At 73.4% G+C, this 16,702-nt stretch carries 18 protein-coding genes and 2 pseudogenes; 9 read left to right on the top strand and 11 right to left on the bottom strand.

From position 1 onward, the window contains the following. Positions 1 to 9 precede the first annotated feature (9 nt). Complete coding sequence (locus AB0M76_RS20980) at positions 10 to 585, bottom strand: DUF6817 domain-containing protein (protein ID WP_365954274.1); 576 nt, start codon at positions 583 to 585, stop codon at positions 10 to 12. 199 nt (positions 586 to 784) lie between these two features. Between AB0M76_RS20980 and AB0M76_RS20975 the strand changes: the two genes are divergently transcribed. Further along, positions 785 to 1,693, top strand: coding sequence for a LysR family transcriptional regulator (locus tag AB0M76_RS20975; RefSeq protein WP_365954273.1), 909 nt, complete (start codon positions 785 to 787; stop codon positions 1,691 to 1,693). Here AB0M76_RS20975 and AB0M76_RS20970 read toward each other — a convergent pair. From AB0M76_RS20970 to AB0M76_RS20955, 4 genes and pseudogenes are all read right to left on the bottom strand, one after another. Continuing rightward, a pseudogene (locus AB0M76_RS20970) lies at positions 1,679 to 2,995 on the bottom strand (MFS transporter); the annotation flags it as partial. The gene AB0M76_RS20975 and the pseudogene AB0M76_RS20970 overlap by 15 nt on opposite strands. Further along, positions 2,992 to 3,645, bottom strand: a complete 654-nt coding sequence (locus tag AB0M76_RS20965) for a TetR/AcrR family transcriptional regulator (RefSeq protein WP_365954272.1) — start codon at positions 3,643 to 3,645, stop codon at positions 2,992 to 2,994. The gene AB0M76_RS20965 and the pseudogene AB0M76_RS20970, both read right to left, overlap by 4 nt. Before the next feature lie 114 nt (positions 3,646 to 3,759). Continuing rightward, positions 3,760 to 4,032 (bottom strand): annotated as a pseudogene (locus AB0M76_RS20960) (hypothetical protein); the annotation flags it as partial. 66 nt (positions 4,033 to 4,098) lie between these two features. After that, entirely contained in the window at positions 4,099 to 5,223 is a 1,125-nt protein-coding gene (locus AB0M76_RS20955; protein WP_365954271.1) for a M20 family metallopeptidase, read from the bottom strand. Positions 5,224 to 5,317: 94 nt separating this feature from the next. Here AB0M76_RS20955 and AB0M76_RS20950 point away from each other — a divergent pair, with 94 nt between their 5' ends. Continuing rightward, positions 5,318 to 5,560 carry a DUF6158 family protein gene (locus tag AB0M76_RS20950; protein WP_266660845.1) on the top strand — a complete coding sequence of 81 codons (243 nt, stop codon included), beginning with the start codon at positions 5,318 to 5,320 and terminating at the stop codon, positions 5,558 to 5,560. A 39-nt stretch (positions 5,561 to 5,599) separates the two neighbouring features. On the opposite strand, the gene AB0M76_RS20945 is transcribed toward AB0M76_RS20950, so the two are convergent. Beyond that, positions 5,600 to 5,764 (bottom strand): DUF6126 family protein, encoded by a 165-nt coding sequence (locus AB0M76_RS20945; RefSeq protein WP_266660843.1) that lies wholly within the window; start codon positions 5,762 to 5,764, stop codon positions 5,600 to 5,602. Between the two features lie 194 nt (positions 5,765 to 5,958). Here AB0M76_RS20945 and AB0M76_RS20940 point away from each other — a divergent pair, with 194 nt between their 5' ends. Continuing rightward, positions 5,959 to 6,615: an MFS transporter gene (locus AB0M76_RS20940; RefSeq protein WP_365954270.1), complete on the top strand. Its 657-nt coding sequence runs from the start codon at positions 5,959 to 5,961 to the stop codon at positions 6,613 to 6,615. A 164-nt stretch (positions 6,616 to 6,779) separates the two neighbouring features. Here the strand turns inward: AB0M76_RS20940 and AB0M76_RS20935 are convergent, their stop codons facing one another. Then, complete coding sequence (locus AB0M76_RS20935; protein ID WP_365954269.1) at positions 6,780 to 8,114, bottom strand: tetratricopeptide repeat protein; 1,335 nt, start codon at positions 8,112 to 8,114, stop codon at positions 6,780 to 6,782. A 151-nt stretch (positions 8,115 to 8,265) separates the two neighbouring features. Between AB0M76_RS20935 and AB0M76_RS20930 the strand changes: the two genes are divergently transcribed. Continuing rightward, a complete protein-coding gene (locus tag AB0M76_RS20930) occupies positions 8,266 to 9,633 on the top strand; it encodes a M64 family metallopeptidase (RefSeq protein WP_365954268.1) in 1,368 nt (455 codons plus the stop codon). Positions 9,634 to 9,653: 20 nt separating this feature from the next. Here AB0M76_RS20930 and AB0M76_RS20925 read toward each other — a convergent pair whose 3' ends face one another. Continuing rightward, positions 9,654 to 10,805 (bottom strand): serine hydrolase domain-containing protein, encoded by a 1,152-nt coding sequence (locus AB0M76_RS20925; RefSeq protein WP_365954267.1) that lies wholly within the window; start codon positions 10,803 to 10,805, stop codon positions 9,654 to 9,656. Positions 10,806 to 10,929: 124 nt separating this feature from the next. After that, a complete protein-coding gene (locus AB0M76_RS20920; RefSeq protein WP_328619426.1) occupies positions 10,930 to 11,493 on the bottom strand; it encodes an HPP family protein in 564 nt (187 codons plus the stop codon). Between the two features lie 185 nt (positions 11,494 to 11,678). Between AB0M76_RS20920 and AB0M76_RS20915 the strand changes: the two genes are divergently transcribed. The 5 genes from AB0M76_RS20915 to AB0M76_RS20895 all read left to right on the top strand — a co-directional run bounded on the left by AB0M76_RS20915 (position 11,679) and on the right by AB0M76_RS20895 (position 15,512). Beyond that, on the top strand, positions 11,679 to 11,885 hold the full coding sequence (locus tag AB0M76_RS20915) for a hypothetical protein (RefSeq protein WP_365954266.1): 207 nt from the start codon (positions 11,679 to 11,681) through the stop codon (positions 11,883 to 11,885). A 65-nt stretch (positions 11,886 to 11,950) separates the two neighbouring features. After that, complete coding sequence (locus AB0M76_RS20910; protein WP_365954265.1) at positions 11,951 to 13,024, top strand: GNAT family N-acetyltransferase; 1,074 nt, start codon at positions 11,951 to 11,953, stop codon at positions 13,022 to 13,024. A gap of 219 nt (positions 13,025 to 13,243) precedes the next feature. Further along, complete coding sequence (locus AB0M76_RS20905) at positions 13,244 to 14,236, top strand: 2-oxoglutarate and iron-dependent oxygenase domain-containing protein (RefSeq protein ID WP_365954264.1); 993 nt, start codon at positions 13,244 to 13,246, stop codon at positions 14,234 to 14,236. 63 nt (positions 14,237 to 14,299) lie between these two features. Next, positions 14,300 to 14,887 (top strand): lipase, encoded by a 588-nt coding sequence (locus tag AB0M76_RS20900; RefSeq protein ID WP_365954263.1) that lies wholly within the window; start codon positions 14,300 to 14,302, stop codon positions 14,885 to 14,887. A 91-nt stretch (positions 14,888 to 14,978) separates the two neighbouring features. Continuing rightward, positions 14,979 to 15,512: a GNAT family N-acetyltransferase gene (locus AB0M76_RS20895; RefSeq protein WP_365954262.1), complete on the top strand. Its 534-nt coding sequence runs from the start codon at positions 14,979 to 14,981 to the stop codon at positions 15,510 to 15,512. A 36-nt stretch (positions 15,513 to 15,548) separates the two neighbouring features. On the opposite strand, the gene AB0M76_RS20890 is transcribed toward AB0M76_RS20895, so the two are convergent. Both AB0M76_RS20890 and AB0M76_RS20885 read right to left on the bottom strand, forming a co-directional pair. Next, positions 15,549 to 15,830: a hypothetical protein gene (locus AB0M76_RS20890; RefSeq protein WP_365954261.1), complete on the bottom strand. Its 282-nt coding sequence runs from the start codon at positions 15,828 to 15,830 to the stop codon at positions 15,549 to 15,551. Then, positions 15,827 to 16,561 carry an HNH endonuclease family protein gene (locus AB0M76_RS20885; RefSeq protein WP_365954260.1) on the bottom strand — a complete coding sequence of 245 codons (735 nt, stop codon included), beginning with the start codon at positions 16,559 to 16,561 and terminating at the stop codon, positions 15,827 to 15,829. The genes AB0M76_RS20890 and AB0M76_RS20885 overlap by 4 nt, the downstream gene beginning before the upstream one ends. Between the last annotated feature and the right edge of the window lie 141 nt (positions 16,562 to 16,702).

Raw genomic sequence — 16,702 nt, 5'->3', positions numbered from 1 at the left:
GGTCACGGCTCAGGGCGTGGCACCGCCGAGCACGGCCTGGCAGTCCCGCCAGGCCGGCTCGGTCAGCAGGCCCCGCAGCCGGGTGAACAGCGCGAGGAGACCGGGCCCGTGGGCCGCGCGGAACGAGGTGTCGATCCGCGCGAGGTCCAGTTCGTTCGCGGCGGACAGCTCGGCGAAATCCCGCCGCGACCGGCGGTCGGGGGAGTACACCTGGCCGGTGAACCGGTCGCGGAATGCGGCCGCGCCCTCCTCGTCGGCGGCGAGCGTCGGAGAGGAGGCTGCGCGGTCGCAACTGGCGTAGAAATAGACGATCTCCTCGGCCTCCGCCCCGATCACCGCCGCGAGCGCGGCCCGCCGGTCGACCGGCAGCAGGGCGGTGGCGAAGCCGTCCGTTCCGTAGAACGCGTGGCACAGGCCCGCGAGTCGGAGCGCGGGCCGTGCACCCCACGCCCCGAGCTGCGCCTGTACGCGTTCCAGATGGGCGAGCAGGGTGCCGCCGGGGTGGTCGAGGCGCCCGGCGCCGAGCTCGCGCAGCAACGCGAGGGCGCGCGCCTCCGGCCCGTCGGGCTGTGCCGGTACCGGCATGTGCTGGTCCTTCCTCGCGCGTCCGAAGGATCTGAAAGAGAAGTGCGGGTCGACACCCGTCCCCGCCTGCGCCGGGTCCGGACCGTGGCGCAGGCGGGGACGGGTTGCCGCCCTGGGCCCTGTATTGATCATGGTCCAGCCTTAAACCCAAGTCAATCCTCTGAATTCCTATCAAGACCCAAGCTGTAGCTTGGACCCCATGACTCTCGACGATCTCCGCGTCTTCGTGGCCGTCTGCCGGGCCGGCAGCCTCAGCGCCGTCGCCCGCGACCTCGGCTGCACCCAGTCGGCCGTCAGCCAGCACGTCCGCCGCCTCGAGAAGCAGACCGGCACCGATCTGCTGGAGCGGCACGCCCGCGGCGTCGTGCCCACCGAGGCCGGGCGCATCCTCCAGGCGGCCGCCGCCGACGGCATCGCCGGGCTCGACGGCGCCCTGCGCCGCCTCGACGACCTCGTCCGCGGGGACACGGGCTCGGTCCGCATCACCACGGGCGCGACGACCGTACGCCACTTCATGTCCGAGGCCGTCGTCGACTTCCGGCGCCGCCACCCCCAGGTCAGCCTGGAGTTCCAGACCGAGAACTCCAGCCGCAGCTGCTTCGACGCGCTCGCCGCCGACGACCTGGACCTCGCCTGGATCACCATCGGCAGGCCCGTGCGCGGCATCGAACAGCGCCCGGTGTTGGAGCTGCCCTGGGTGCTCGCGGTCTGCGTCGACGACCCCCTCGCCGCCCGGCCCCGGATCGAGCCGGCCGACCTCGCCGGCATCCGCCACATCAGGCTCCCGGAGAACTCCGCGTCCCGCGCCCACCTCGACGCCGCCTTCGCGGAATCGGGCATCCGGATACGGTCCGACACCAGCGTGGCCGACTGGGACACCGCCCTGCTGCTGGCCGAACTGGGCCTCGGCCACGCCGTCGTGCCCGCCCTGCCCGGCTGGCGGGTCCCCGGATCAGACGGCCCGCTGCGCCTCGTCCCGGTCCCGGCCCTGCCGCCGCTCGCGGTCGGCTGGGCCGTCCGCCGCTGGTCGGCCCTGTCCCCGCTGGCCCGGGTCTTCGCCGACGACGTGGCCCGCAGCTGTACGGTGCGCGCCGCGCGGCAGCAGTGAGGCCGGCAGCAGTCCCACGCCGGCCAGCGCTGCCAGTACGAACAGGGCCGTCGGCGCGGCCCCCGCGCCCGCGGCGACGGCGATGCCCAGGGTCGGACCGACGTTCATCGCCGTCTGCTTGAGCCCGCCGACGACCCCCGCGTACCCGGCCGGGGCGTCCCCGACCACCGTGCCGGTGGCGGTCACCATGACCGCGGCGAACCCGGCGCCGAGCACCGCGAAGGCCGCCATGACCGCCGGGCCGGACCACGCGCCCAGCCCGCCGACCCCGAGGACGACCAGGCCCGTACCGGTGAGCGCCGTCCGCCGCGGCCCGTACCGGCGCAGCGCCATCCCGGCCAGCGGCGCGCCCGCGACCATGCTGCCGGTCAGCGGGAGCACCAGCAGGCCGGTGGCGAGCGGGTCGAGGCCCCGTACGTCCTGGAGCAGGAAGGTCGCCGTGAACAGCGCCCCGAACATGCCGGCGGAGACGGCCAGCAGCAGCGCCATCGAGGCCGCGACCGGCCGCGACCGTGCCACGGCGGCCGGTACGAGGGGCTGCGCGGCCCGCCGTTCGTACCGTGCGAGCACCACCGCGAGGGCGGCGGCCCCGCCGAGCCCGAGCAGCGTCGGCGGCGCGGTCCAGCCGTGGGCCGGTACGCCGGCCAGCGCATGGACGAGTACGGCGAGGGCCGCGGCCAGCAGCGCCGCGCCCGTCAGCGCGGGCCGGTCCGATCCGGGCCCCTCCGATCCGGGCCGGGGCGGCGCGGGCACCCGTACGGCGAGGGCGAGCGCGGCGATCGCGAGGGCGATCGGCACGTTCAGCACGAACACGGAACGCCAGCCCGACTGCGCGACCAGCACGCCCCCGAGCAGCGGACCGGCCGCGGCGGCCACGCCGATGGCACTGGTCCGGACCGCCACCGGGGTGGAGAGCCGGTCGGGCGGGTAGGCGAGGCGCAGCAGTGCGAGGGTCGCCGGTTGCAGCAGGGCCCCGAACACCCCCTGGGCGGCGCGCAGGGCGATGACCCAGCCGACCCCGGGCGCGAGCGCGATCCCGGCGGAGGTCGCGGCGAAGCCGAGTACACCGATGAGGAGCAGCCGCGGATGCCCGTACCGGTCGCCGAGGCGGCCGGCGATGACGAGGAACGCGGCCACGGTGAGGAGATAGGCGGTGCTCGTCCACTGGACCTGGGCCACGCTCGCCCCGAGATCGTGGCGCAGGCTGGGCTGCGCCACGCTGAGGACGGTGCCGTCGAGGGCGACGAGCATCGCGCCGCCGACGCTGACGAGGAGCGCGATCCGCTGCCTGGGGCCGGTCATACGGGGACCGCCCCGAGGTGGGCGTCGAGGGCGGCGTCGACGAGCCGTTCGACGCCGACCCGGTGGTCAGCCGCGTCGCCGAGGACCAGGGGCAGGCTGCCCCAGGCCCACAACTGGGCCACGCCGTGCAGGTTGGCCCACAGGGCGGCGGCGCTGACCTCGGCGTCCCCGCCGGCCCGGCAGCGGGAGACGAGCCCGACGAGCAGGCGGAACAGGGGAATGGTGGACTCGCGCAGCCTCGGCTGCTGCCCGGATTCCTCCTGCCCGGATTCCTCCTGCCCCGACTCCCCCTGTCCGGCGCCCTCCTGTCCCTCGCTGTCGAGCAGGTCGTGGCGGAACATCAGCTCGAACATCCCGCGGTGCTCGAGTGCGTAGCCGACGTACGCGCACCCGAGCGCCCGCACCTGCTCGCGCGGCGAGGACGCGCCGGCGGTCGCGGCCACGAACCGGCCCCCGAGGTCGGCGAATCCGCGCCGGGCGATCGCCGAGAGCAGGGAGTGGTGGGTGGGGAAGTAGCGCCGGGGTGCGCCGTGTGACACCCCGGCGCGGCGGGCGATCTCGCGCAGGCCGAGGGCGGCGGTGCCCTCGGTCAGTACGAGGTCGACGCCGACGTCGATCAGTCGCTCCCGGAGCGGGCTGTGCTGTTCCATGGACCGTGTCTACCAGTCGGCGTAGACACTGTCTACTCAATGCCGGGCATGATCATCGCGCGCAACTCCGGGACGGTGAGCACCGGTTCGTCCAGCCAAGCCGCCATGCGTCGCCGGATCGCCGAGGGTGTCGACGGCGAACACCGGCCGCTTGCGGCTGAGGGCGGCGAGATTCGGCTGCCACATCGAGGAGTTGGACCCGGCGCCGTGCACGAGTGCCGCGTCAGGCAGCGTTTGCCCGTCATGGAGCGGCGTCCGGTGCGTGGTCTCGGCGTGCCGGCCGCAAGCGCTCGTACTGGACGTACTTGAGCTTTCGGCCGGCGTGGCGAGAGTGCGTGCCGGGCGTCGCGACGGGGCGAACGTTGCCTGACGCGGCACGAGCACCACCGGGGTCCGGGAGCCGGCCCGCGGGTCGGCGGGCCCCGCCCTCGGCTCCCCGCTGAGGGGCAGGCGCTACGCGGTCTCGCTCCCGCTCTCCTGCGCGTTCTGGATCGCGCGCACCAGCCCGGCAACGAGGTTCGCCCGTTCCGCCATGGCCTCGATCACCACGTACTCGTGGTCGGCGTGGGCGCCGCCTCCGACGGCTCCCAGGCCGTCAAGGGTCGGTACCCCCAGCGCGGCCGTGAAGTTGCCGTCGCTTCCGCCGCCGACCGACCTCCCTTCGAGGCCGGGAAGCAGCTGCCGGGCCACCGCGAAGAGACCGGCCGACGCCGACTCCGGCATCGGGGGCCGGCCGATGGATCCGTGGACGGTGATCTGCGCGTCTTCGAGATGCGGAGCGAGCGCTGCGAACGCGGATTCGATGCGTTCCTTCTCGTCGGCCGATTCGACCCGGACGTCCACGATGACCGTCGCCTCTGCCGGAACGACGTTGTCCAGGGTTCCCGCGGACGCGACGGTCGGGGTGACGGTCGTGCCGATCTCGGGGCGACCGAGCGCGGCGATGTCCAGTACCTGGTGTGCTGCCTCGATCAGGGCGTTGACCCCGGCTTCGGGTTCCAGGCCCGCGTGCGAGGCCCGGCCCGCGACGGAGACCCGGAAGGTGCCGCAGCCCTTGCGGCCGGTCTTCAGGGCTCCGCCGTCGGCGGCGCCTTCGAAGACCAGGACGGCGCCGCAGGCGAGAGCCCGTTCCTCGATGAGGGCGCGGGAGGAGTGGGAGCCGACCTCCTCGTCGGCGGTGACCAGGATCTCGACGCCCGACCGGTCCTCGAGCGCCGCCAGACCGTGGATCGCCTGCACCAAGCCGCCGAGCATGTCGAAGACCCCGGGGCCGGTCGCGTGCCCGTCCTCGACCGCGAACGGGCGGCGTGCGAGGGTGCCGAGCGGGAACACGGTGTCGTGGTGACCGAGGATCAGCACCTTGGGATCGCCGCCGGCCGACCAGTGGACGTGCGGTCCGGCTTCGCTGTCGATGAGGACGGCCTGTCCGCCGAGGCGGCTCTCGATGACGCCGGCGACGGTTTTGGCCGACGCGGCCAGGGCCTCGAGATCACGCGAGGGAGACTCGGTTTCGACGAGTGTCCTGAGGTCCTCGATCATCGCGTCAACACTCACGTCGACGGTCGTGCGCAGCGTCATGGGGCCAAGGGTAGCCGGGAGGCCGCGGCGGAAGGCCGCGGCCGGGACGAACGCGGCGGTGCAGGGGATGATGGAGTGGAGGAGGTGCAAGGCCATGGCCGAGCATGACGGCGGTCCGTCGGCAGGGAAGCTGGAGGAAGGCAAGCTGCTCAAGGAGCTGGAGGCCATCCACCGGACCCGCCACGAGACCCTGCTGTACGGGTCGGACGAGGCGCTGGTCACCCATACGCAGCGGATGAACGAGCTGGAGCACGAGTACGTACGACGGCACCCGCAGCGTGCCCAGACGCCGGGGCGGACCCGGTCGGGCGCGCGCGCCCGGAGCGGCGAGGCGTGAGGGCCTGAGGGCCTGCGAGGCCTGAGGAGCCTGGGGGCCTTACTTCTTGGCGTGCTCGCCCAGGTAGAACAGCAGCCAGACGAACCCGGCGAACACGTGCGTCCCGAAGATGTAGAAGAACGCGCGCAGCGCGACGCCCTTCTCCTTCCACTTCTCGTGCTTCGCCGCCGCGGAGGCGTGATCCTCGGTCTTGTCGTCCGGCACAGCGGATCTCCGTTCGGGGGCGGGCGGGGCGGGCGGGGCGAGGGCGGGGCGGGTCGAAGAAACAGCGTACGCGGATCCCCGAGTATGAGCTTCCTTTGCATCGAATGAGACAAATTTGTATCATTCGAGGCGAGGGAGGCTCACTGTGATGCGATGCGACCGCCTCCTCGCCGCGCAACCCCGAACGGAACCCCATGCACGCCCGCCGCACCGCCGCTCCACTCGACCCGCGTCGGTGGATCGTCCTCGCCATCCTTTCCGGCAGCCTTCTGCTGATCTCGATGGACGCCACGATCCTGAACGTGGCCTTCCCCTCCCTCGTCGGCGACCTCCAGCCGGGCGCCGTGCAGCAGCTCTGGATCATCGACGTCTACGCGCTCGCCCTGTCCGGCCTGCTGGTCACGGCCGGCGCCCTCGGTGACCGCTGGGGCCGCAAGCGCCTGCTGATGGCGGGCTTCGGGATCTTCTCCGTCGCCTCCCTCATCGCCGTCTTCTCCACCGAGCCCTGGCACGTGATCGCGGCCCGCGCCCTCCTCGGCATCGGCGGCGCGGCGATCATGCCCTCGACCCTGTCGATCCTGCGCAGCGTGTTCACCGACGCCAAGGAGCGGGCCTTCGCGCTCGCCGTCTGGGCGGCCGTCTTCGGCGGCGGCATGGCCTTCGGCCCGGTCGTCGGCGGGCTCCTCGTCCAGGACTACGGCTGGCACTCCGCGTTCCTTCTGAACCTCCCCCTCGCCGCCGTCATCGCCCTGTCCGGCCTGACGGCTCAACCGTCGCGGCGGTCCGCGAATCCGTCGGCGAAGCCGCCCACATCGCCGAACAGCTGGGCGGCACGGTCGGCAAGGACCTGATCGAGGCGGCCTCCCAGGCCTACACCCTCGCCATCACACCGGCGTTCCTCATCGCGGGACTCCTCGTGGTCGCCGCGGCGGCAACCACCTGGACGATGATCCCGCGCGACCTCCGGCCCACCGAGAACCACTGACGAGGCCGGCCCCGCTTTCAGCGGCCCGCATCACCGCCGCAGCGGTGATGCGGGCGCCGGGCCCAGTGTGGTGGTCCCCGGCGCCGCGCGATGGCCCAGGCCCGTGCGGTAGGCGTCCAGCGCGGCCTCGATCCGACCCGTACGCCGCAGCAGGTCGCCCAGCAGCCGGCACAGGTCCGCCAGATCCCCGCTCGCCCCGCTGCGCTCCAGCAGGGTCAGCGCCTGCACGTAGTGCTCCTCGGCGGCTTCGGTCTCCCCGCGCCCCTCGGCCATCAGGCCGAGCAGCCGGTGCGCGCCGCCCGCATGCACGGCGCCGTGGCTGTTGCCCAGCTCCAGCAGTGCGGAGAGCAGCCCGGTCGCCTCCTCGCAGCGGCCGAGCCGGCGCAGTACGTCGGCGAGCTCCACCTCGACCTGCGCTGTGAACAGGGCGGCCCGCCGGGCGGAGAGCATGTCCCGGGCCGTGCGCAACTCGGCCTCCGCCGCCACGAGATCACCGTTCTGCGCCTGTACGTAGCCGCGCATCCAGTGGCAGTGCGCCAGATCGGTCCGCAGCCGCAGCTGCCGGTAGATCGCCTGTGCCTTGGCGAGCGAGGCATCGGCGTCGGCCGGCCGCCCCGCGGTGAGGAAGGTACGTGCGACCTGCCGGTGCATCCCCGCCACCAGTGCCGGGTCGGCCACCTGCGGAGCCAGCGCCAGGGCCAGTTCGGCAGCGTGCGCGGCCCGGGCGTGGGCGCCCATGTCGATGTACGGGCCGATCACGGCGGCGTAGAGCAGCACCAGCGCCTCCGGATCGGCCAGCCCGCTCGCGCCCAGCTCGTCGATGGCGGATTCCAGCAGGTAGCAGGCGTAGCGGAGTTCCCCGGCGAGCAGATGCGCGACGGCCCGGCCGCGGATCGGGCGGGCACGGCGGGGGAGCGGCTCGTCGGCCAGCAGCCGCTCGGCCGCCTCGAAGTGGGCGATGGCGTCCGGCAGTTCCCCCGATTCGATGGCGCAGTCGCCGAGGCCGAGCAGCGCTTCCGCCCGCTCGGCGTCGAGGCCGAGCCGTTCCGCGTCCGCGAGGAGCTGCCGGTAGCGGACGGCGGCCTCGGCGGCGTCGCCGGTGGCCAGCGTCTGCTGGGCGTCGGTGAGGGCGAGGCGCACCTCGGTGGCCAGGTGGGCGGGCCGCCCGGTGGCCAGCTCCTCGTACGAGGTGCCGAGCCGCCCGGCGAGGAAGCGCAGCGCCGTCTCGGAGGGCCGGACCTTGCCCGACTCCAGAGTCGAGATGTAGGCGGGGGTGTACGAGGGCTCCGCCAACGCCCGTTGTGTCAGGCCGAGTTCCGCGCGCATGCGCTGAACCCTGCGGCCGATCTCGGCCGGTTCGTCCATGAAGACCCCCTGGTTGCTCCAACTCCCCATGGTGCAGGGGTGGCAGGCCATTGCGCACGTCCCGTGCGCCCCCTAGTTTAAGCAACCGGTTCAGCCCACTTATCAAGCCGCTTAACTTGCGGCAATTTCCGGCCTCCCGGGGGAGAACTCCATGGATCCGTCCCTTCGCCTGACCCTGCGCGCCGCCCTCGCCGCGGTCTGTACGACGGCCCTGCTGCTGGCCGCGGGCCCCCTCGGCACGGCGGCCGCAGCCCCGCCGCCGATACCTTCGCCGACACCGGCGAAGACCGGGACCGAGGTGGAGATACCGGGGCCGGAGGACGGCACGGCCGCCGGATCCGGCCACACCCGTGTCCCCGTCGCGGGGAAGGCGAAGAAGGCCCCGCAGCTGTCCGAGGCCGAGCGGGCGGCCGACGGCGAGGTCGCCAAGATGGTCGACAACGGCCCGACCGCGGACCGCCTCGACATCGTCGTCATCGGCGACGGCTACACCGCCGCCGAGCAGGACCGGTTCCACGCCGACGCTCAGGCCAAATGGGCCGAGATCGCCGCCGTCGAGCCGTACTCCACGTACCGCAACCTCTTCAACGTCTGGACGGTCGACGCCGTCTCCCACGACTCCGGCGTATCCGGCGACCCCACGCCGGCCACCGTCCGCGACACCGCCCTCGGCTCGTACTTCTGGTGCGAGGACATCGAACGGCTGCTCTGCATCGACCAGCCGAAGGTGGACGCGTACGTGGCGAAGGCGCCCGAGGCCGACCTGGTCCTCGTCCTCGCCAACAGCGCCAAGTACGGCGGGGCCGGCTACAACGAGCCCAGCGCCACCCTTGGCTACGAGGGGATATCGACCGCGTCGGCGGGCAACGCGAAGTCCGGCCAGGTCGCCATCCACGAGACCGGCCACTCCCTGGGCAAGCTCGCCGACGAGTATTTCTACCCCGGCACCCCGGGCTACGAGAAGTACGAGGGCCCCGAACCCGCCGACTCCAACACCTCCACGCTGCCCGCCGACCGGATGGCCGCCGAGCAGGCCAAGTGGTACCGCTGGCTCGGCGCCCCGTCGCCCGACGGCGGCACGGTCGGCGCGTACGAGGGCGGCGGATACTACGTCACCGGCCTGTACCGGCCCACCGACAACTCGATCATGCGCGTGCTCGGCAAACCCTTCAACCTGCCCGGCACCGAGGCAATGATCGCCGGCTTCTACCAGCACGCGAAGCCCGCCGCCGCGCTCACCCCGACCGGCCGCACCCTGCGGCTGCGCAACACGGCCAAGGTCTCCGTACCCCGGCTGGCCGGCGCGGACGGCCGGCAGCTCGACGTCCGCTGGTACCTCGACGGGCGGGAGCTGAAGCGGTTCGCCGGCCGGACCGAGGTCGCGGTGTCCGAGCTGTGGCTCTTCGACCTGCGCACGCACAAGCTGTCGGTCACGGCCGAGGACCGCACGCCCTCGGTCCGCGACCCGAAGATCGCCCGCAGCCTCAAGTCCACGGTCGACTGGAACGTCCGCCTGTAGCCACGCGGTACCCGGGAGATTCAGGCGCCGGCCGCGTACGTCCAGAAGTCCCGCATCACGGCGGGCGGCGTCGGGCCGGTCATCTCCCGCTGGGTGAGCAGGACGGAGACGGCGCCGGTGGCCGGGGTGATGTGGGCCGCGGTCCCGGTGCCGCCGACCCAGCCGTACCGCCCCGGCACGTTCCACGGATCGCGGGCCGTGACGTCCACCGAGCCGCCGAACCCCCAGCCCTGGCCCTCCAGGAACAGTTCGCCGCCGGACCGCTGGGCCACGGTCAGCCAGTCGGTGGTCATCTGCCGCACCGACTGGGCCGACAGGAGCCGGCCCCGGTCCCCGTCCAGTGCCCCCTGCGCGAGCATCATCCGGCCGAACGCGTACCAGTCGTCGGCGGTCCCGACCAGGCCGCCGGTGCCGGAGGGGAAGGCCGGGACACTGCTCCACTGCCCGTGGGGGGCGTCGGCCAGTTCGAGGCCGCCGTCGCCCCCGCGGTAGTAGCTCGTGAACCGGCCCAGGTTCGCGGGCAGGACGGCGAACCCGGTGTCCGCCATGCCCAGCGGCTCGAAGATCCGCTCGGCCAGGAACTCGGGCAGAGACTGCCCCGACACCCGGGCGATCAGCACGCCCAGGATGTCCGAGCAGGTGTTGTACAGCCAGGCCTCGCCCGGCTGGTACAGCAGTGGAATGCCCGACAGAGCCTTCATCCACGGGTCCGGCCCCGGGATCTGCTGCGGCTGCGGCGGCCCCTGCTTCAGCTCGCTGAACAGCAGACCGACCGCGGGCAGCGAGAAGTCGGACGGGAACCCGTACCCGGCGCGGAACGTGAGCAGGTCGAACACGGTGATCGGGCGCGCCGCGGGCACCACGTCGTCGACCGGGCTCGCGGGCGTGCGGACGACGACGCGCGAGGCCAGCTCCGGCAGCCACGGATCGACCGGGTCCTCCAGCGCGAACCGGCCCTCCTCGACCAGCATCATGACCGCCGCGGCCGTGACCGGTTTGGTGAGCGAGGCGATACGGAAGATCGAATCCCGGACCATCGGTGCCGTGCCCTCGATGTCGGCCGAGCCGACGGCCTCGACCTCCACCCGGTCGCCACGGGCCACCAGGCCCACCGCCCCGGGCAGCGATCCGCTGCTCACGTGCCGTTCCAGGATGTCGCGCAGGCCGGTCATCACTCCACCTCTCCCGATGCCTCTCCCGAGGCGGGGGCCGGCCGAGCGGGCCGGCCCTCGCAGACAAAGACTCCCGCAGCGGCGTGGATTCATCGGCCGGACGCGCGGCGCACGACCGGACGGGTCACCACCAGTAGGCGGGATACCGCGGCGCCTTGCGCCGGATGCGCGAAGCGGCGTACCCGGTCAGGACGAGCAGCACCGTCGCGCCGAACAGCAGGGGGACGAACCGGGCCGGAGCCGGGTTCTGGAGCACGATCACGACGGAGGTGGCGCAGGCGGGCGAGTGCGGGGTGCGGGCGGCCATCAGCAGCGCGAGCGTGACGCCGGCCGCGACGGCCGCGGCCCAGGCGCTGCTGCCGGCGGCGGCGAGGACGCCGTAGCCGACGGCCATGCCCAGCAGATGGCCGACGACCACACCGCGCGGCTGGGCCAGGGGCAGGGTGGGGGCGCTGTGCACGAGGGCGGCGCTCGCGGCCAGCGGCGGTATCAGCACCGGCTCGTGGAGCATCGCGCCGATCCCGACGAGCCCCAGCAGGACCGCCGTCACGGCGCTGATGCTGTGGAACGCGGCTGCGGGGGTGGGGCGAGCGGGAGCCCGGCCGAAGGCGGTCCGGGAGCGGGCCGGCTCGCCGGCGGATTCGGGGGCGGGGGTGGTGGCGGACGGGGACGGCAGGGCGGTGCTCATGCGTGGTTTCCGGGGCAGGACGACAGGGCGAATGCGGTCGAGGCGGCACGGAGGCAGGGTGATCAACCGCCGCCTCGGCCTCGCGCCTGTCCCTGGTACGGCCGACGCAGACCGGCTACGACCTTATCCGCCAGGTGTGCGAGGGCCGTCTCGGGGGAGGGATACGGATACGGGAAGGACGGAACATGACGACGCACGCCCACGGCCCGGAGGTGCACGGTCCCGAGGGGTCGAGCGACTCCGGCCAGCTGTCCGCGCCCGCCCCCGCCGAGGGCGGTGAGCCGGCCTGCCTGCTCCACCTGGTCTGCCCCGACTGCGGACGGCTCGCCACCGAGCGGGGCGTCCAGACCTGCTCCCGCTGCGGCGGCCCGCTCCCGGACCCCGGCCCCTGACGGCTCCGCGGCCGTGCCGGATATCCGCTGGCCCGGGCGCGGGCGGCCGACCTAGGGTTCCGCCCATGACGATCATGGGCTCCGACGCCGTAGACCGATCCGTGTCCCTCACCGCACAGGCGCTCCGACGGGTGGCGCACCTCGACTGGTCCGCTCCGGCCGCCGACCTCGAGTGGAGCTGTTACGACACCGCCGTCCACGTGGCGGGCGATTTCACCGGGTACGCCACGCAGCTGACCGGGCGCTCGACCAGCGGATACGCCCCCTTCGACATCAGCGCGGACCCCGGCACCACCCCCACCGGCCTGATCCAGGTCATCGAGGCCACCGGAGGCCTGCTGTCCGCCGCCGTGGCCGTGACCGACCCCGAGGTCCGGGCCTGGCACCCGTACGGCATGGCGGGCCCGGACGGATTCGCCGCGATGGGCGTCGTCGAGACGCTGCTGCACACCCACGACATCCTGGTCGGCCTCGGCGTCCGCGACTGGGAGCCCGACGCGGACCTCTGCGAGCAGGTCCTCGTCCGGCTCTTCCCGCAGGCTCCGCGGGACATCGCCGCTCCCTGGCCGACCCTCCTGTGGGTGACCGGCCGGGCCGGACTCCCGGGCCTGCCCCGCCGCCGGGCCTGGCGCTGGTACGCCGAACCCATCGCCAGGGAGCGCGTCGTGCTCTGCGAGATCTCCCCGCACGTCGCCGGCGATCTCCACGAGGGCGGCACCGGCGGCTTCGCCTGGGCCGAGGACGGCCCGGGCGAGGGCACCCGGGTCGCCTCCGGGATGGTGGCCAAGGCGCGGGAGGAGGGTACGCACCGCCCGGGGTGGGGCGCGTACGCCATCGTCCGTACGCGGGACCGGCGCGCCATCGGCGGGATCGGCTTCCACGGAGCCCCCGACGCCGAGGGGAACGCGGAGATCGGCTACGACCTCGTACCGTCCGCCCGCGGCAACGGGTACGTCACCGAGGCGCTGAAGGGCCTGGTCGGCTGGGCCTTCGGGCAGCCCGGTGTGACCGCGCTGCACGCCCGCGTCGACGCGGACAACGCCCCCTCCCACGGGGTGGTCGTCCGGGCGGGGTTCGAGCGGACGGGCTCCACCGAGGAAGGCGAAGCCCGCTACACCCTGCGGGCCGCAGCTCGGTAGCCGCTGCTCGGTAGCCGCAGTTGGGACCGCGCATGATCGCCGGGGCGTGCGCGCACACCGGGCCCCGGATCACACGCGCCCAGTGGTCCGCCCACCTGCCGTACGTCGAGTACTCGCCGCCGTGCAGCGGCTTGGAGCAGCGTCCTTGAGGCCGGGTGGCGGCGCGGGGCGATAGCCTCGGAGGTGGACGCCCGACACCGGCTCGGAAGGCAGGTTCCGATGGCGAGTTCTCCGATTTCCGCCGCCTCCGCTCGTTCCCAGGTCCCCGTGATCGACCTCGGGCCGTGGCGGTCCGGCGAGCCCGGGGCGCGGGAGCGGATCGCCGCCCGCGTCGACGAGGCCCTCCAGGCCGCCGGGTTCCTGCTGATCACCGGGCACGGCGTGGACCCGGAGCTGCCCGCGCGGATCCGGGAGGCCGCCAAGGAGTTCTTCCGGCTGCCGGCGAAGGCGAAGGAGCCGTACGCGGTCGCGGTCGGCGGCCGCGGCTGGCTCGGCCCCGGCGCCGAGGCCAACAGCTATGCGGAGGGGGCCGCCTCGCCGCCCGACCTCAAGGAGTCCTGGTCGTGCGCGGCGGACGAGCCCACCGGGCACCCGTCCGTGGACGCCGAGTGGTTCCGGCCGAACGCCTGGCCGGCCGAGGTGCCCGCGCTGCAGCCGGCGGCCGTCGAGTACATCACCCGGATGCGGGCCCTGTCCGACGAGCTGCTGGAGCTCCTCGCCACCGCGCTCGGCCTCGCCGCGAACCATTTCACCCGCCACACCGGGCACCCCACCTGGGGGTTCAACCTCAACTGGTACCCGGGCACCGAGGTGCTCGGCGAGCCCCTGCCCGGCCAGTTCCGCATCGGGGCGCACACGGACTTCGGGACGGTCACGGTCCTCGACCGCGAGCCGGGCTCGGGCGGGCTCCAGATCCACACCGACGCCGACGGCTGGCAGGACGCCCCGTACGACCCGGCCGCGCTCACCGTGAACATCGGCGACCTGATGGCCCGCTGGACAGGGGACCGCTGGCGCGCGGGCCGCCACCGGGTGCTGCCGCCGCCCGCCGACGCACCGGCCGAGGAGCTCATCTCGCTGGTCTACTTCTACGAATGCGACCCGCACACCCGGGTGGAGTCCCTCCCGGCGCCGGTCGGCCGGGTGGTGCACGACCCCGTGGACTCCCACACGTACCTGCGGGGCAAGCTGGACGCGATCACCGTGTCCTGACACCTCCTACCGGAGGGGGAGGCGGCACCCTCCGTCCGGCGGAGGTTCCCGTCCTCCTGCGAGGTGACGATCAAGCGCGGGCATCCGCATAGGTTCGCCATCACCGCCCGTGACGTGTCCTTCCTGCTGGACCGGCTCACCGGCCGCCACCCGGCCTGGCGCAACGCCGGCCTGATCGACCAGAGCCGGATCGCGATGGCCGGGCACTCCATCGGCGGCTCCGCCGCGGTCGCCGCCATGGCGACCGACCCGCGGATCCGTGCCGGGATCGACATGGACGGCGGGGTGTTCTCGCCGGTGCCTGCGGGCGGGCTCGGCGGCCGGCCCTTCATGCTGCTCGGCGCGCAGGAATCCCGCCCGGGCCAGACGGGGACCGGAGAGGCGAGCTGGGACCCCAACTGGCAGCGTCTCGACGGCTGGAAGCGCTGGATCACGCTCGACGACTCGAACCACTTCACCTTCACGGACTGGCCGACCATGAGCGACCAGCTGGGGCTGCCCCCGCTGTCGCCGCTGCCCGGCGCCCGTTCGGTCGACCTGACCCGGCGCTACGTCGGCGCTTTCTTCGACCAGCACCTGAAGGGCGTGCCGCAGCCGCTGCTCGACGGCCCGAGCCCCGAGGCGCCGGAGGTCCGCTTCCACCATCCGTGATCCGCGGCACGCGGGGTGGTGATCAGGTACGTGCTGCTCACCCGGGCCGGCCCGATTACCGCTGGTCGGCGGTGTTCGGCAGGATGGGGGCATGACCGAGATCCGTACCCCCCGACTCCTTCTCCGCCGCTGGACCGACGACGACCTCGTCCCCCTGTCGGAGATCAATGCCGACCCGGACGTGATGCGCTGGATCGGCGACGGCTCCACCCTCGACCTCGAGCAGACCGCCGAGGAGATCGAGCGCTGGGAGGACGAGTGGGACGAGGAGGGCTTCGGCCTCTTCGCCGTCGAACTGCTGGCTTCGGGGGAGCTGATCGGGGCGGTCGGCCTGTCCGTGGCGCAGTCCCCGGCGGAGGCGCGGGACTTCGTGGCGGTCAGCTGGCGGCTCGGCCGGCAGTACTGGGGCCAGGGCTACGCCTCCGAGGCCGCGCAGGCCACCCTGGAGTTCGCTCTCCAGGACCGCGGCCTCGACCGGGTGATCGCGGTGAGCCGGTCGGGCCACGAGGAGTCCGAGAACGTGATCCGCAAGCTCGGCATGGTGCTGGACCTCGACACGACGGACCCGGAGCACGGACACCTGCTCCAGGTCCACAGCATCGACCTGTCGGAGTACGAGGGCTGACCACCGGCTCCGTCCCGGGCCCGGGCCCGGGCCCGGTCAGGCGGGGGCCGTGCCCGGGGCCTCGGCCGCATGGCCCGCCCGGACCGCGGCGAGCACGGCGGCGTGGACGGCGGCCGGGTCGCCGTGGTGGGGGACCGGGCTGCCGGTCAGGGTGTACCACTCCTCCGCGTCCGTGTACTGGATCTCGATCCGGACCCGGCCGCCCGCCACCGCCGTCGTCCGCACGGTCAGCGGGCCCGTGATGACGCCGACCTCGTCGGTCATCGCCCCGCCGGGCCCGGCCAGGACCCCGTCGTACCACTGCTGCCGTCCGGTCATGCCGCGCAGCTGTCCAGCATCGTCCCGAGCATCTTCTTCTCCGGTTCCGTAACCGTCAGGCCGTACGTCGATTTCACGGTGGTCCAGGCCCGCCCGTACTGGCACCAGCTCGACTTGTCCGGCGGCTGCCACAGGTCCGGGCTCTGGTCGCCCTTCGACCGGTTCGTGGCCGCGGTCACCGACAGCAGCTGAGGGTGGGTCAGGTCGTTCGCGAAGGCCTTGCGCTGTGCGGCGTCCCAGCCCGCCGCACCCGAGCGCCAGCCCTCGGCGAGCGGCACGATGTGGTCGATGTCCATCTTCGACGCCTCGGTGACCACCACCCCGTCGTACAGGCTCTTCCAGGTGCCGGAGACCGCCTTGCACTCGGAGTCCTGGGTGACGTCCTTGCCGTCGCGCTTGAGGACCACCTCGCGGGTGTCGCACTTGTTGCCCTGCTCGGCCCAGTGTGTGAACTTGGCCCGGCTGTAGCCGGCCATGGTGCCGGGCGGCGCGACCTTCAGCGCGGCCAGCCGGGTCCGGGCCACCTGGGCGGTGACCAGGCCGGGCAGCACGTCCCCGGCGGCCGGTTTGGCGTCGCCCGCACCCGGAGCGGAGGGCGACGTGCCGGCCGAGGGCGGCGGCGCCGAGGGCTTCGAGTCCTTGTCCGTCGTGCCCGTTCCCGAGCAACCGGCCACGGCCAGCAGCACCGACACCGCCAGGGCCGCACCGCGTACACGTATCTGACGTCCCATGAACCCCACCCCGAGCCGGCTCCGCACCCTGTCCGGGAAAGAGTACCCAGAACCGGACATTCAACCGGACGCCCAACCGGCCGCGCCCGCACCGACGTCGAGCAGGGCCCCCCTCGTGGGGCGTTGTCAGTGGCTCTCGCT

The organism is Streptomyces sp. NPDC051364 (assembly GCF_040682115.1).
GTDB lineage: Bacteria > Actinomycetota > Actinomycetes > Streptomycetales > Streptomycetaceae > Streptomyces.
The sequence above is the reverse complement of the archived record's forward strand: the minus strand, read 5'-3'. Positions and strand labels throughout refer to the sequence as shown.

Excerpts from the sequence above, each read along its gene's own strand:
- AB0M76_RS20885 (WP_365954260.1), bottom strand. The coding sequence starts at position 16,561 with ATGGGACGTCAGATACGTGTACGCGGTGCGGCCCTGGCGGTGTCGGTG.
- AB0M76_RS20980 (WP_365954274.1), bottom strand. The coding sequence starts at position 585 with ATGCCGGTACCGGCACAGCCCGACGGGCCGGAGGCGCGCGCCCTCGCG.
- AB0M76_RS20955 (WP_365954271.1), bottom strand. The coding sequence starts at position 5,223 with ATGACGCTGCGCACGACCGTCGACGTGAGTGTTGACGCGATGATCGAG.
- AB0M76_RS20950 (WP_266660845.1), top strand. The coding sequence starts at position 5,318 with ATGGCCGAGCATGACGGCGGTCCGTCGGCAGGGAAGCTGGAGGAAGGC.
- AB0M76_RS20965 (WP_365954272.1), bottom strand. The coding sequence starts at position 3,645 with ATGGAACAGCACAGCCCGCTCCGGGAGCGACTGATCGACGTCGGCGTC.
- AB0M76_RS20940 (WP_365954270.1), top strand. The coding sequence starts at position 5,959 with ATGCACGCCCGCCGCACCGCCGCTCCACTCGACCCGCGTCGGTGGATC.
- AB0M76_RS20890 (WP_365954261.1), bottom strand. The coding sequence starts at position 15,830 with ATGACCGGACGGCAGCAGTGGTACGACGGGGTCCTGGCCGGGCCCGGC.
- AB0M76_RS20910 (WP_365954265.1), top strand. The coding sequence starts at position 11,951 with ATGACGATCATGGGCTCCGACGCCGTAGACCGATCCGTGTCCCTCACC.
- AB0M76_RS20925 (WP_365954267.1), bottom strand. The coding sequence starts at position 10,805 with ATGACCGGCCTGCGCGACATCCTGGAACGGCACGTGAGCAGCGGATCG.
- AB0M76_RS20920 (WP_328619426.1), bottom strand. The coding sequence starts at position 11,493 with ATGAGCACCGCCCTGCCGTCCCCGTCCGCCACCACCCCCGCCCCCGAA.
- AB0M76_RS20895 (WP_365954262.1), top strand. The coding sequence starts at position 14,979 with ATGACCGAGATCCGTACCCCCCGACTCCTTCTCCGCCGCTGGACCGAC.
- AB0M76_RS20975 (WP_365954273.1), top strand. The coding sequence starts at position 785 with ATGACTCTCGACGATCTCCGCGTCTTCGTGGCCGTCTGCCGGGCCGGC.
- AB0M76_RS20930 (WP_365954268.1), top strand. The coding sequence starts at position 8,266 with ATGGATCCGTCCCTTCGCCTGACCCTGCGCGCCGCCCTCGCCGCGGTC.
- AB0M76_RS20935 (WP_365954269.1), bottom strand. The coding sequence starts at position 8,114 with ATGGACGAACCGGCCGAGATCGGCCGCAGGGTTCAGCGCATGCGCGCG.
- AB0M76_RS20905 (WP_365954264.1), top strand. The coding sequence starts at position 13,244 with ATGGCGAGTTCTCCGATTTCCGCCGCCTCCGCTCGTTCCCAGGTCCCC.
- AB0M76_RS20915 (WP_365954266.1), top strand. The coding sequence starts at position 11,679 with ATGACGACGCACGCCCACGGCCCGGAGGTGCACGGTCCCGAGGGGTCG.